Consider the following 12569-nt stretch of genomic DNA (forward strand, 5'->3'; position numbering starts at 1 on the left):
TCCGATCCGAGTGCGCCGGAGAGCAGACCATGACAGCCGCCATCGGCCCCGCGGCACCCTTCGCCCAGGCCCCGCCCGACGATCCCGACGTACCGCGTACGATCACCGCGCCCGCGACTCCCGGGGACCGGGTGTTCCGCGGGGTGCTGCGGGCCGCCGGCCTCTCGGTCTTCGCGATCATGGGCCTGATCGCCTTCTTCCTGCTGCTGCGCGGCTCGGACGCCCTGCGGGCGGTCGGCTGGTCGTTCCTCACCGAACAGCGCTGGCGGACCCAGACGTACGACTTCGGCATCGCGGCCGTGCTGCCGAACGGCCTGCTGATCGCCGTGATCGCGCTGGTCATCGCGGTGCCGGTGGCGCTCGGCACGGCCGTCTTCGTCGCCGAGTACGCACCCGTCCGGGTGCGGGCGACGCTGGTCTCGCTGATCGACCTGATGGCGGCGATCCCGAGCATCGTCTACGGGCTGTGGGGGCTGTTCTTCCTCCAGCCGCGGATCATCGGCTTCGTCCGGTGGACGGCGATGCACCTGGGCGGGGCGATCCCGTTCCTCAAGGTGCGGACGGGGGACATCGGCACCTCGTACACCTCGTCGACGTTCATCGCGGGCGTGGTCGTGTCGCTGATGATCATCCCGATCGTGACCTCGCTCAGCCGGGAGGTGTTCTCCCAGGCGCCGCAGGGCGAGCGGGAGGGCGCGTACGCGCTCGGCAGCACCCGCTGGGGGATGGTGCGCACGGTGGTGCTGCCGTTCGGCCGGGGCGGGGTGATCGGCGCCGTGATGCTCGGCTTCGGCCGGGCCATGGGCGAGACCATCGCGGTCGCGCTGATCATCTCGCCGAACTTCAAGGCGATCACCCACGTGCTGGAGAACGGCGCCAACTCGATCTCGGCGCTGATCGCCCTGCGCTTCGGGGAGTCGGACCAGCTGTCGCTGTCCGCCCTGATGGCGGCCGGACTGGTGCTCTTCCTGCTGACGCTGCTGGTCAACGTCGCGGCCGGCGTCGTCATCAACCGGTCCCGCTCCGGCGCGGCCACGGCGGACTGACCGTGGCCGACCTGCCCGTAGTCCTGCCGCCCCGCCGCCCCGAAGGGATCACCGGATGACCACCCTCGACCTGCCCGCCGCCCCCGTGGCGACGGCCCCCGCCGCCGCCGTGGCCGAACCCGAACGGCGGGTGCGCCTCGGCGGCGTCACCCGGGAGGACGTGCTGACGCTGGCCGGCGCCGTCACCGGCTCCCTCGCGCTCGACTGGATGCTGTACGAGCGGATCCTCGCGTTCAGCGGCGCGCTCGGCTTCCTGGTCGGCTGGTACGTCCTGTTCCTGGCCGGCTACGTCCTGCTCGGCCGGCTCCAGTGGGGGCCGCAGCTGGTCCGCGAGCGGCTGGTGGCCGTGCTGGCCTGGAGCTCGGGCCTGCTGGTGCTCGGGGCGATCGTCGACCAGATCGGCTACGTGCTGGTGCGCGGGCTGCACGCGGCGAGCCACCTGAACTTCTTCACCGAGTCGATGGAGCACACCGCCGCGCTCTCCCCGATCACCTCCGGCGGCGCCCTGAACGCGGTCGTCGGCTCGCTCGAACAGCTGGGCCTGGCAACGTTGTTCGCCGTGCCGCTCGGAATCGCCGCGGCCGTCTTCATGTCCGAGGTCGGTGGCCGGATGGCCCGGCCGGTACGCACCCTGGTCGAGGCGATGACGGCACTGCCGTCGATCGTCGCCGGCCTGTTCATCCTCGGCATCGTGATCGTCACGCTGGGCTGGGAGAAGAGCGGCTTCGCGGCCTCCCTCGCGCTGACCGTGATGATGATGCCGATCGTCACCCGCGCCGCCGAGGTGGTGATCCGGCTGGTGCCGGGCACCCTGCGGGAGGCCTCGTACGCGCTCGGCGGCAGCCAGTGGCGGACCGTGTGGAACGTCGTGCTGCCCACCGCCAGGCCCGGGTTGGTCACGGCCGTGGTGCTGGGCATGGCACGCGGCGTGGGGGAGACCTCGCCGGTGCTGCTCACCTCGGGCTTCACCTCGCAGTTCAACGGGAACCCGTTCGCCGAGCACCAGGTCTCGCTGCCGCTGTACATCTGGAACTACGTGAAGCAGCCCTACCCCGAGATGGTCTCGCGGGCCTTCGCCGCCGCGCTGACGCTGATGGTCGTGGTGCTGATCCTGTTCGTCACCGCACGCGTGGTCGGCGGCCGTACGCCGGGCCGGCTGACCCGGCGCCAGCGCCGGCGGATCGCGCGTGCCGCCCACCCCGCCATCCGGGAGCACTGATGTCCTTCCCAACCGCCTTGCGCCAAAGAGGAGTTCCCATGTCGTGGGAGGCCACAAGCCGCCCTGTGCCGCGACCGGTGGCGTTGCTGCTGACAGTGCTCACCGTCGCCATGGCCGTGCTGCTGGGACAGAGCACGTCCGCGTACGCGTCGACCTCGCTGAACGCGGACGGCTCCAGTTGGGCCGGCCCGGCCATCGACCAGTGGCGCCAGGACGTCTCGCCGCAGGGGATCCAGATCAACTTCAACCCGGTGGGCTCGGCGGCGGGCCGCGCCCAGTGGAGCCTCGGGCAGGACGACTTCACCGCCTCGGACGTCCCGTTCCGGACCAAGCGGGACGACGGTCTCGGCGACGCCGCGCACAGCGCCGGGAGCGGGCAGCCCGAGTCGCCGCGGTACGGCTTCTCGTACGTGCCGATCACGGCGGGCGGCACCACGTTCATGTACAACCTGGTGGTGGCCGGCAAGCAGGTCCGTGACCTGCGGCTCTCGCCGCAGACCGTGGTGGACATCTTCACCAACAAGATCACCTCATGGGACGACCCCAAGATCACCGCGGACTACGGCCGGGCGCTGCCGAAGCTGCCGATCACCCCGGTCGTGCGCTCCGACGGCTCCGGTGCGACCGCCCAGTTCACCCGCTGGATGTCGCACACCCACAAGGACCAGTGGGACGCGTACTGCGGCCAGATCAACGGCACCAGCTGCGGCGACTACACCGAGTTCTTCCCGCCGTCCGGCCGGATGGTCGCGCAGAACGGCTCCGACGTCGTCGCCGGCTACATCAAGTCCCAGTCCGGGCTCGGCACCATCGGCTACGACGAGTACGCCTTCGCCAAGCGCAGCAACTGGCCGGTCGTGAAGGTGCTCAACCCGGCCGGGTACTACTCGCTGCCGACCGCCTCCAACGTGGCCATCGCGCTGACCGCGGCCAAGATCCGCGGCGTGGACGACGCCACCTCCCCGGACGACCCCGACTACCTGCAGCAGAACCTCGACGGCGTCTACACCATGAACGACCCGCGCTCGTACCCGATCTCCAGCTACAGCTACCTGATCGTGCCGCGCGCCGCGGCGAGCCTGCCGGTGCCGCCGCGCTTCAACAACGACAAGGGCAGCGCGCTGAGCCGGTTCATCGCCTACGTGCTCTGCGAGGGCCAGGGCGAGGCGGACGGCCTCGGGTACTCGCCGATCCCGCGCGGCCTGGTGAAGGGCGGGATGCTGCAGGTCCAGCACATCCCGGGCAACGCCAGTCCGGTGGACCCGAACTCGCTCAACAACTGCGCCAACCCGACCTTCAACTCGGCCGGCCAGCTCACCGTGCTCACCAACGCGCCGCAGCCCAGCCCCTGCGACAAGGTCGGCACGCCCCTCGACTGCACCGTCCAGGGCGGCCAGGCCGTGCCGAAGGGCGGCACCGGAGGCACCGGCGCCGGCACGGCCGGCAGCGGCGGCGGCAAGACCCCGGGCGCGGGCGGGAGCGGCGGCACCGGCGGTACGGGCGGCGCAGGCTCCGGCACGGGCGGCACCGGCGGTACGGGCGGGAGCGGCGGCGACCCGGCGGGCGCGGCCCCCGCGCCGGCCGACGGCGAGGAGGCCGCCGCCGAGCAGGTGGTCGACCCGCAGACCGGCCAGGTGGTGGCCCGGGGCGGCGGCGGCGCTGCCGGCGAACTCCCGGCCACCGTGGTCGCCGTCGACGGGCGGCCCGAGGACTGGCTGCTGACCACCCTCACCGCACTCGAACTGCTCGCCGTGGTCGCGGTACCGCCGCTGCTGGGCGGCTACCTGCTCCGGCGACGCCGGCAGACCCCGGGCGGCCCGGCATGACCGACCGCCGGACCACCACGCCCGCAGCGACGACGCAGAGGAGGAGACGGTGAGCGCACCCACGATCGACCAGGCGTCCGTAGCCGCCCCCGCCCCGGCCGGCCCCGGGGCGGTGCCCGCGGCGACCCCGTCGAAGGCCCCGGCGCCGGCCCCCGCCGCGGCGCCCCCGGCCGGCGGCCGTTCCACCGCCCGGCGGCGCTTCCTCCAGGCGGCCTGGGCGGCCAGCCTGGCCGCCGCGCTGCTCACCGGCTTCGTCGGCTACCTCTTCACCCTCTCCCACCTGCAGGAGCGGCACTTCCAGTCGACCTCCTACAAGAGCTTCCGGGACCAGCTCGCCAAGGCGGTGGCGCCCACCGGCGCCGCCGCCGACGGCGAGCCCGTGGCACTGATCGACATCCCCGCCATCGGTCTGCGCCAGGCCGTGGTGGTGGAGGGCACCACCGGCCGCGACCTGATGCGCGGTCCGGGGCACCGCCGGGACACCGCGCTGCCGGGACAGACGGGCGTGAGCGTGCTGTTCGGGCGCGGGGCGAGCTTCGGCGCGCCGTTCGCCCGGCTGTCCGAACTGCGGGTCGGCGACCAGATCACCGCCACCACCGGGCAGGGCCGGTTCACGTACACCGTGAACGTCTACGGGGACGCCGACCAGCCGATCACCGACCCGGCCCGGAACCGGCTGGTGCTGGTCACCGGCGACTCCGGCTGGATCCCCTCCGGCACCGTGCTGATCGGCGCCCGGCTCGACGGCGAGGCGCAGCCCAACCCGGGCGGCCGGCCCGCCACCATCGGCTACGACAAGGCCCTCGCGGCCGACAAGGGCGCGCTCGCGGCCCTGCAGCTCTGGACCCTCGGGCTGCTGGGCGCCGTACTGGCCGCCACCGTCGCGGCCCGCTGGTGGCGCCGCTCGGCCGCCTACCTGAGCCTCGCGCCGGTGCTCGGCGCGCTGCTCTGGAGCGTGTACGAGAACGCCGCCGCCCTGCTGCCCAATCTCTACTGACGCGCGCTGGCTCGCGCTCCGGAGGACCGCACCGATGACCGACGCACCGAACCTGACCGCCGCCCTGCCCGTCGCCCGCTCCGCCTCCTCGGCGGTGCCCGGCGCCGCCGAGACCACGCTCGTCCTGCCGCCCGTCCCGGCCGACGCCGTCACCGACGTGCCGCCGACCGAGGGCCTGGCCGGCCTCGAAACCCGGGACGTGTCGGCCTGGTTCGGCTCCCACAAGGTGCTGGAGCGGGTCTCGCTCGGCATGGCCGCCGGCGAGGTGACGGCGCTGATCGGCCCGTCCGGCTGCGGCAAGTCCACTTACCTGCGGATCCTCAACCGGATGCACGAGATGGTGCGCGGCGCGGCCCTCTCCGGCGAGGTGCTGCTGGACGGCGACGACGTCTACCGGCCGGGCCGGCGGCCCGCCGAGGTGCGGCGCCGGATCGGCATGGTCTTCCAGCGCCCCAACCCCTTCCCCGCGATGTCCATCCAGGACAACGTGGCGAGCGGCCTCAAGCTGGCCGGCATCAAGGTCGGCAAGGCCGAGCGCGAGCACCTGGTGGAGTCCAGCCTGCGCCGGGCCGGACTCTGGAACGAGGTCGCCACCCGGCTGCACACCCCGGGCGGCGCCCTCTCCGGCGGCCAGCAGCAACGCCTCTGCATCGCCCGGTCGTTGGCCGTGTCGCCGGACATCCTGCTGATGGACGAGCCCTGTTCGGCGCTCGACCCGACCTCCACCCGCCGGGTCGAGGAGACCATCGCGGAGCTGCGCGGCCGGCTCACCATCGTGATCGTCACCCACAACATGCAGCAGGCGCAGCGGGTTTCGCAGTCCTGCGCGTTCTTCCTCGCCACCCACGACACCCCGGGCCGGATCGTCGAGGCCGGCCCCACGGAGCAGCTCTTCGGCAGTCCGCGCGACCAGCGGACGGCCGACTACGTCAACGGCCGCTTCGGCTAGCGCCTGTCCGGCGGCCGGGTGACCGGGTGCGGCCCGGGGCCGCACCCGGCCGCTGGGCCGAAGGGGGGAACCGCACGGGCGCCGCCGCCCGGGTGCCCGGCCCCGCCGTTACCGGTTCGAACAGTTCTCGTTGGGCCGGGTGGACCTGTTCACCGATGAGAGGACCGGACGATGCCCACGCCCGCGAGAGCCGAGACCGCCACTGCCGTGCCGCCCGCCAGGGAGGCCCCGGCCGGACTCGGTGAGCGGGCGGCGGCGCATCCGGGGGAGCCGGCCCTGATGGATCCCGCCCTGCTCGCCGATCCGTTCGGCGGCTACGGGCGGCTGCGCGAGCAGGGCCCGATCGTCCGGGGCCGGATGCCGGACGACGCACCGGTCTGGCTGGTCACCCGCCACGACGACGTCCGGGAGCTGCTGCGCGACCAGCGGTTCGTCAACTCGCTCACCGCGGTGCCGGGTTGGACCGGCGAGGACCCGCGCGTCGCGGAGCTGGAGCGGAGCGGGCTGCCGGCCGAGCTGCACCCGCTGCTGCTCGCCGCGCTGCCGGACAGCGATCCGCCCGTCCACACCCGGCTGCGCCGGCCGCTCGCCCGGGCCTTCTCCGCCCGCCGGCTGCAGGCCCTGCGCCCCCGGGTCGGCGCCCTCGCCGAGGACCTGCTCGACGCCCTGCCCGGACACGCCGAGGCGGGGGTGGTCGACCTCGTCGAACACTTCGCGTCCCCGCTGTCGCTCGGCGCCCTCTGCGAGCTGGTGGGCGTGCCGCCGGCCGGTCGGCCGCTGTGGCACACCTGGAGCGCCGACCTCGCCGCCGGTCACCCCGAGCGGCTGCGGGTCTCCACACCGGCCCTGGTCGGGCAGGTCCGGGAGCTGGTCGGCCGCCGGCGGGCCGAGCCGGCCGACGACCTGATCGGCGCACTGCTCCGCCCGGGCCCGGCCGACGGGGGCGTCCCGGCCGACGGGGGCGGACGGACCACCGGCGCCGACGAGGCGGGCCGGGTGGGGCCGGACGGTGACCGGCTCACCGACGAGGAGATCGTCTCGCTGGTCCTGGCGCTGGTCCCGGCCGGGTACGGGACCACCGCCCACCTGATCGGCAACGGCGCCGCCGCCCTGCTCTCGCACCCCGGGGAGCGGGCCCGCCTCGACGCGGACCCGGCCCTGTGGCCGCGCGCCGTCGAGGAGCTGGTGCGCTGGTGCGGCCCGGTCCACATGACCGGCCTGCGCTACGCCACCGAGGACCTGACCTTCCGGGACACCCGGATCCGGCGGGGCGAGGCGGTGCGGCTGGTCCTGGTGGCGGCCGACTTCGACCCCCGCCGCTACCCCCGCCCGGAGCGGCTCGACCTGACCAGGGAGCCGGTCGGCCCGGGCGAGCAGCAGGTGGGCTTCGGGCACGGCCTGCACCACTGCCTGGGCGCCGCGCTGGCCCGTCAGGAGGCCGAGGTCGCCCTCGCCGCGCTGCTGCGGCGCCACCCGGGGCTCAGCCTCGCGGTCGCCCCCGAGCAGCTCGAACACGCGCCGGTGCCGGACGGCTGGCGGCTGACCCGGCTGCCGGTGCGCCTGGGGCCGCGGGGCTGACGCCCGGGGCCGCGGGGCCGGCGTCCTGGGCGACGCGGCCGGCGTCCTGAGCCACGGGGTTCAGGACGACGGCGCGGCCTCGGCGGCCAGCAGCGCCTCCAGGACGGCCGCCACGCCGTCCTGCTCGTTGCTCACGGTGTGCGAGGCGACGGCGGCGAGCACCTCGGGATGGGCGTTGGCGACCGCGTACGCCCGGCCGGCCCAGGCCAGCATCTCCAGGTCGTTGGGCATGTCGCCGAAGGCGACCACCTCGCTGCTGTCGATCCCGTGCCCGGCGCACCAGCGGGCCAGGGTGCTGGCCTTGGTGACGCCCGGCGCGCTGATCTCCAGCAGCGGGATCGGGCTGGACCGGGTGATCTCGGCCAGGTGCCCGGCGGCCTTCCGCGCCTCGGCGAGCAGCTTGTCCGGTTCGAGGTCCGGGTGCTTGGCGAGCAGCTTGAACAGGCCGCGGACCTCGCCGCCGGGGCCGAGCAGCTCCTCCGCCGGGCCGATCGGGTGGGACTCGTCGGAGCCCCACATCCGCACCTCGTACCCGGGCTCGCGGGCGAAGCCGCCCGGGTACTCGAAGGCGAACGCCGTGCCGGGCAGCTTGGCCCGCAGCGCCGTGATCACCGCGAGCGCGTCCTCGGCCGCCAGCGGGAAGGACTCCAGCAGCTCCCCGCGCCGGACGTCGACGACCGCACCGCCGTTCGAGCAGATCGCCACGCCGTGGCCGCCGACGTGCGAGCTGACCTGCTGCATCCAGCGGGGCGGCCGCCCGGTGACGAACACCACGTGCACCCCGGCCGCCTCGGCGGCCGCGAGCGCGGCGGCGGTCCGCGCGGAGACGGTGCCGCCGGAGCAGAGCAGGGTGCCGTCCAGGTCGGTGGCGATCAGGCGGGTGCGGGGCGTCGGGTGGCCCGGGGAGGTGGTCACCGGTCCATCTTCGCTCACCGGTCGTCGGCGGGCGCCGATCCGGTCGCCCGGTGGAGCCCCCGGGCGGGCTCCCCGCGCCCCTCGGCGGCGGGCGCGCCCGGCAGCGCGCCCCGGTCGGCGCTCGGTCGGTACGCGGCCGGTGCTCGCTCGGACCGCGGTCGGTACGCGGTCGGTACGCGGTCGTGCTCCGTCGGTGCTCCGGAGCGCTGCACCCCGGGGCGGACGGCGCCGTGTCCGCGTGGTCGCAGAACGTCACGGTCGCGTGGGGTGCACCGCGGGCCGCCGGTAGCCGTACCCCGGGCGCCGGTTGGGGTTTCCGACGTGCGAGGACCCGTGCACGGCAAGCCTGTTGACGTTCGGTAATCTTCTGATGTGTAACATCCGACCATCTTTCGAGCGTCTGTATGGATACGGTGCTCACGTTCGTGCCGGTTCCATCGGTGAAGGGTGCGCGTGTGTCGGGGCAGTGGAACGAAGGTCCCTACGGGGGTGGCGGCGAGCAGCGCGACGCCGCGCCCGACACCGCCGTGCGCACCGGCGCCACCTCCCGCCCCGCCACCGGGGCGGGGCCCGAGGCCGTCGTGCCCGCGCCCCGACCGGGCGGCCGCGCGGAGGCCCGCAAGGCGGCACAGGGACGCGGCGGCCGGAGTGCGGCGGGCGGCGCCGGCCAGGCCGGCGGCCGCGGGCGCAGGCCCCGGCGGAACCGGAAGAAGCTCGTCGCCTGGACGGCGGCCGGCGCCCTGCTGCTGATGGTGGCCGGCGGCGGCGCGCTCTACCTGGTGTTCAACGGCAACATCAAGAGCTTCGACCCGGACGCCGTCTCCACCGACCGCCCGCCGGAGGCCGCCGCCGACGCCAACGGGAACAAGCCCGTCAACGTGCTGCTGCTCGGCTCCGACAGCCGCAGCGGCGCCAACAGCGACCTCGGCGGCGGCGACGCGGAGGGCGCCCGCTCGGACACCACGATCCTGCTGCACGTCTACGCCGACCACAAGCACGCCGTCGGGATATCCATACCGCGCAACGCCCTGGTCACGCTGCCCTCGTGCAAGCTGCCGAGCGGCAAGTGGACCAAGGAGAAGACCGGCGCCCTCTTCAACGAGGCGTTCGCGCTCGGCGGCACCCCGGAGGGCAACCCGGCCTGTGCCCAGAACACCGTCGAGAAGCTGACCGGCATCCGGGTCGACCACACGATCGTCGTCGACTTCCAGGGCTTCTCCACGATGACCAAGGCCGTCGACGGCGTCGACGTCTGCCTGCCCGAGGCCATCTACGAGGGGGACATCAACCCGAACCTCGGCAGGAAGGGCAAGGTCGTCCTGCCGAAGGGCAGGCAGAAGGTCGACGGGCAGCTGGCCCTGGACTACGTCCGGCTGCGGCACGGCATCGGCGACGGCTCGGACATCGGCCGGATGAAGCGCCAGCAGGCCTTCATGGGCTCGCTCATCTCCAAGGTGAAGAAGCAGGGCCTCAGCCCCACCACACTGCTGCCGCTGGCCAACGCCGCCACCAAGTCGATGACGGTCGACCCGGGCCTGAACAGCGTGGACAAGCTGCTCTCCTTCGGGCTCTCGATGAAGAACATCGACATGCACGACCTGAAGTTCCTGACCCCCCGCTGGCAGTACCACGCCGAGAACATCGACCTCGTGCACCCGAACGTCGACAACCTGTGGGCCACCCTGAAGGCCGACCGCACCATCGACGGCCAGGACGCCACCGGCCAGGCCGAGGCCCCGGCCGCGACCGCGTCCGCGCCGGCCGCGCCCGTCAGCACGCCGGCCGCGCCGCCCGCCGCCGACTCCAACGGCGCCGGGGTCAGGGTCGCCGTCTACAACGGGACCACGGCCGACGGCATGGCGGGCAAGGCCGGCGAGGCCCTGAAGGCGGCGAAGTTCACCGTCACCAAGACCGCCGACGCCCCGCGCAAGGACCACGCCACCACCCTGGTCGAGTACGGCTCCGGCCAGAAGGCCGGCGCCGAGAAGGTGGCCGCGCTCTTCCCCGGCGCCACGCTCACCCCGAGCAGCGCCGCCGGCATCAGCCTGATCCTGGGCAAGGACTACGCGGACGCCAACGGCGGTGCCAAGCCCGGGGCCCCGGCCACGGCCGCTCCGCCGCCGGCCCTGGCCCCCGCCGACACCGCCGACGCGCGGTCCGCCGACGACGACATCTGCGAGAACACCACGTACGGGACGGGCGGGTGACGGCGCGCGGCGTCTGACGGCGCCCGCCATCCCCCACGGGGGCGCCGCCGGCGGTTCAGGCGGGGGCGGTTCAGGCGGGCGCTTCAGGCGGGGGCGCCGCCGCCCAGGTCGAGCTCGCCGACGACCTCGCCCTCGACCAGCTCGCCGGTCACCCGGAAGCCGAGCCGGCGGTAGAACGGCTCGGGTCCGTTCTCCGCCACGTGCCAGGACGTGGTGAGCAGGCCCCAGCCGCGCCGCCGCAGCTCCTGCGCGACCCGGTCCACCGCGAACCGGCCGACGCCCCGGCCCTGGTGGTCCGCCGCCACGTTCAACCGCCACAGCCCGGCCCGGGTCACGCCGGGCGGGTCGGCGTCGAACGGCACTCCGACGAAGGCCATCAGGAACCCGACGATCTCCTCGCCGTCCGTCACCAGGCGGGGCCAGGCCCGCTCCCCGAACGCGTAGGCCAGGGCCAGGGACTGCGCGACCGGCTGCACCAGGTTCCGCTGGTCGGGGCGGACGGACAGCCGGCAGGCGTCCTCCACGTTCTCGGTGGTGATCTCCACCAGGCGAAATGCTGAGGTCATCGCGGCACCCTACCCGCGGACCGGCCGCCGGTCGCCGGCATTTCCGCGGGGCCCGGGCGCCTTGGTGGGCCCCCTCCGAGAGGGCGGGTGCGGGGCCGGCGCCCCCGTCGGCGACCGGTGGGCGGTCGCCGACGGGAGCGCCGGCCGGCGACCGGGGTCAGCCGGCCACCCGCAGGTCCACCGTCGCGGTGTGCAGCGTCCCGGCGGTCTGGAACTGCACGAACAGCCGCCATGCGCCGGGGGCCGGCAGTTCGGCGTGGAACGGCAGGGTGGGACCGCCGGCCGCGCCCGACACCCCGGCCTCCGGGTGCAGGTGGGCGAAGGCCTGGTCACCGGCGTGGAAGGCGGTGAGGTGCGCGTACGACTCCAGGTACGGCTGGAGGTCGGTGACGGGCTTGCCGTCCCTACTGACGGTCGCCCGCAGCTCGGCGGCGACTCCGGCGGTCGGTGCGCCCTCCACGGTGACGGTGTAGCCGTCGACGCTGCCGGTCGCGCTGCCGCTGCCGGTCGCGGTGCCGCCGGCCTCGGTGCCGGTGGCCGTCGGGGCGGGGGCGGCCGCTCCGGTGACGGTCGCCGGGCGGCTGAGCACCAGCGCGGTCCCCCGGCCGGCCCCGCTGTCCGGGGTGAAGGAGGCGTACAGGCGCCAGTCGCCCGGGGCGAGTGCGGCCAGCGGGGCCGTCCAGGTACCGTCGGCCGCCATCTCCGGATGCAGGTGCTGGAAACCCGTCAGGTCGGTGCGGATCGCGTAGAAGTGCAGCCGCCTGGTCTGCTCGACGGCGAAGGCGGTGACGGGGCCGCCGTCCGGACCGGTGATGGTGAACCGGTACTCGGCGGGCGCACCGGCCGGGAGGCTGTCGGCGGCGGCGGTGAAGCGGTAGCCGTTCCGCTCGGCGGCCAGACCGGCTGCGGCACCCGGCCCGCCGGCCGCTGCTCCGGGTGTCATGCCGGGCATGTCGTGACCCGGCATGTCGTGACCGGGCATGGCGTGATCGGAGTGCCCGGCGGAGCCGGTCGGGCCGGTGCCGGCATGGCTGTGGCCGCCGTGGCCGTCGCCCGCGCCGGACTTGCCGGCCGGGGAGCCGCAGGCCCCCAGAGTGAGGGCCAGCGCGGTGGCCGCGGCGGCGAGCGCCGCCGCCCGGGCGGGCCTGCGGCGAGGGCGGTTGGCGGTGCCGGGGCGGTCGGTGGCGCCGGGGTGGTAGGTGGTGCCGGGGTGGTCGGTGGCGCCGGGGTGGTTGAGGGCGGGCGGGTACGACTCGGTGGGCATGG

10 protein-coding genes are annotated in these 12569 nt (G+C 74.7%); 7 read left to right on the forward strand and 3 right to left on the reverse strand.

Features of this window, described 5'->3' with window-relative positions; genetic code table 11:
- Positions 1 to 29: 29 nt before the first annotated feature.
- From pstC to ACFTWP_RS09415, 6 genes are all read left to right on the forward strand, one after another.
- Positions 30 to 1046 (forward strand): phosphate ABC transporter permease subunit PstC, encoded by a 1017-nt coding sequence (pstC, locus tag ACFTWP_RS09390; RefSeq protein ID WP_380263654.1) that lies wholly within the window; start codon positions 30 to 32, stop codon positions 1044 to 1046.
- A gap of 55 nt (positions 1047 to 1101) precedes the next feature.
- On the forward strand, positions 1102 to 2265 hold the full coding sequence (gene pstA / locus ACFTWP_RS09395; RefSeq protein WP_380263656.1) for a phosphate ABC transporter permease PstA: 1164 nt from the start codon (positions 1102 to 1104) through the stop codon (positions 2263 to 2265).
- Between the two features lie 38 nt (positions 2266 to 2303).
- Positions 2304 to 4091, forward strand: coding sequence for a phosphate ABC transporter substrate-binding protein PstS (locus ACFTWP_RS09400; protein ID WP_380263657.1), 1788 nt, complete (start codon positions 2304 to 2306; stop codon positions 4089 to 4091).
- Positions 4092 to 4140: 49 nt separating this feature from the next.
- Positions 4141 to 5088 carry a sortase gene (locus ACFTWP_RS09405; RefSeq protein ID WP_380263658.1) on the forward strand — a complete coding sequence of 316 codons (948 nt, stop codon included), beginning with the start codon at positions 4141 to 4143 and terminating at the stop codon, positions 5086 to 5088.
- Positions 5089 to 5122: 34 nt separating this feature from the next.
- Positions 5123 to 6037: a phosphate ABC transporter ATP-binding protein gene (locus ACFTWP_RS09410; protein ID WP_380263659.1), complete on the forward strand. Its 915-nt coding sequence runs from the start codon at positions 5123 to 5125 to the stop codon at positions 6035 to 6037.
- Positions 6038 to 6208: 171 nt separating this feature from the next.
- The gene (locus ACFTWP_RS09415; RefSeq protein WP_380263660.1) at positions 6209 to 7615 is read left to right on the forward strand and encodes a cytochrome P450; all 1407 of its coding nucleotides are present in this window, start codon (positions 6209 to 6211) and stop codon (positions 7613 to 7615) included.
- 60 nt (positions 7616 to 7675) lie between these two features.
- On the opposite strand, the gene ACFTWP_RS09420 is transcribed toward ACFTWP_RS09415, so the two are convergent.
- Positions 7676 to 8530 (reverse strand): HAD family hydrolase, encoded by an 855-nt coding sequence (locus ACFTWP_RS09420; RefSeq protein WP_380263661.1) that lies wholly within the window; start codon positions 8528 to 8530, stop codon positions 7676 to 7678.
- 455 nt (positions 8531 to 8985) lie between these two features.
- On the opposite strand from ACFTWP_RS09420, the gene ACFTWP_RS09425 reads away from it, so the two are divergent.
- Positions 8986 to 10737 (forward strand): LCP family protein, encoded by a 1752-nt coding sequence (locus ACFTWP_RS09425; protein WP_380263662.1) that lies wholly within the window; start codon positions 8986 to 8988, stop codon positions 10735 to 10737.
- A gap of 83 nt (positions 10738 to 10820) precedes the next feature.
- Here ACFTWP_RS09425 and ACFTWP_RS09430 read toward each other — a convergent pair whose 3' ends face one another.
- Complete coding sequence (locus ACFTWP_RS09430; protein WP_380263663.1) at positions 10821 to 11303, reverse strand: GNAT family N-acetyltransferase; 483 nt, start codon at positions 11301 to 11303, stop codon at positions 10821 to 10823.
- 157 nt (positions 11304 to 11460) lie between these two features.
- Positions 11461 to 12567: a hypothetical protein gene (locus tag ACFTWP_RS09435; RefSeq protein WP_380263664.1), complete on the reverse strand. Its 1107-nt coding sequence runs from the start codon at positions 12565 to 12567 to the stop codon at positions 11461 to 11463.
- Between the last annotated feature and the right edge of the window lie 2 nt (positions 12568 to 12569).

The organism is Kitasatospora sp. NPDC057015 (assembly GCF_042673745.1).
GTDB lineage: Bacteria > Actinomycetota > Actinomycetes > Streptomycetales > Streptomycetaceae > Kitasatospora.